This window comes from Oleiphilus sp. HI0132 (assembly GCF_001635845.1).
The window spans coordinates 1-588 of the sequence record NZ_LWGJ01001291.1 but is presented as its reverse complement, the minus strand read 5'-3'; the positions used below and the strand labels follow the sequence as shown (position 1 = coordinate 588).

General features: G+C 43.2%; 2 pseudogenes. Both read right to left on the bottom strand.

The annotated features are described in order from the left end of the window. Positions 1–48: 48 nt before the first annotated feature. Positions 49–189, bottom strand: a pseudogene (locus A3766_RS29175) (transposase domain-containing protein); the annotation flags it as partial. Positions 190–221: 32 nt separating this feature from the next. Further along, positions 222–588: pseudogene (locus A3766_RS19660) on the bottom strand (transposase); the annotation flags it as partial.

Here is a 588-nt window from a genome sequence, read left to right as displayed (position 1 = left end):
ACCTAATCTTTAAGTTATACAAGATCCTTGTAAGCGTCTGGGCATTACCTATTGATCAGCCTTCCCGTTATGTGGCAATAACTCATCCAGCCGATTATTCTTATGCGACGGTAATCGGTTAAGCACATCTTTCTGATAGGCGTATGCTTCCAATCCATTCATCTTGGCGGTTTGGATTAACGACATAATTGTAATGTTTAAGGGGACGGAGGGATTATTTATTAGCCATTTTTTGGTCTCCCTCTACGCATCTGGCCAATCTTTTGCCCTGTCTTCTCGGCAACTTGGATCTTGAACCTATCGGAACCCAGCGGTTGGCAATAGTGTTCTGCTAACCGAATCCCGTGCACATCTGAGCCACTCAAGCTTTCTTTAAATAACTCACGATATTGATAGCATCTTTGCTCTATATCACTGCCTAACTCAAGATACAGTTCATGCGGAGTTGTCACAACATGCTCATCACCATAGGCATTTGAGCCATAGCTACTCCATTTGTACTCTTCCGGCCGCTCAACCATTTTCGCTGTCACCGGATTTAGTTCGATATATCGATAACATTTCAACAAATAGGCCACCCCATCAATA